Annotated in this window: 1 protein-coding gene; it reads right to left on the bottom strand. The window is 59.5% G+C overall.

The annotated features are described in order from the left end of the window. Positions 1-439 (bottom strand): hypothetical protein (locus AACY08_RS29870; protein ID WP_339472692.1); only part of this gene is annotated, 439 nt, incomplete at both ends.

Here is a 439-nt window from a genome sequence, read left to right as displayed (position 1 = left end):
CAACGGATGGAGCACTCTGCGCACAGCAAAAACATTAAACAGGAGAAGCAGCAGCGAGAGCGGGATCAGGGGCAGAATTACATGTTGCACGATCTCGTTGATGATCACCGGCACATAAGGCCGTATGCCATCTCCTTCGAACTGCATCGCCAGCCAACGGCGCTCGTCGCCTCGGTCGATGGCGCGAACACCGGAGATTCGGTATCCGCCAGGAATCTGCTCGCGTCGTGTCCAATCGACCAGCGTGGACGATCCGTCAGGCGGCGTGACATTTCTGATCGGCTGAAGTTCGGGTGTGCCGGCATCGACATAATGCGCCGACCATCGCTCAGCGCCAGGCGGTCCTGCTAGGAGTTCCGGAGACAGCGCGTTGCCGGTTCGAGCTTTGGCCGCTTCCAAAGTCAGTAATTCTTCGGCGAGCGATTCCGGCTGCCGGCTG

The sequence above is a fragment of the Pseudomonas sp. EL_65y_Pfl1_R83 genome (genome assembly GCF_963970695.1).
In the GTDB taxonomy this organism is placed as follows: Bacteria; Pseudomonadota; Gammaproteobacteria; order Pseudomonadales; family Pseudomonadaceae; genus Aquipseudomonas; species Aquipseudomonas tritici.
This window is presented reverse-complemented; position numbering and strand designations above follow the sequence as displayed.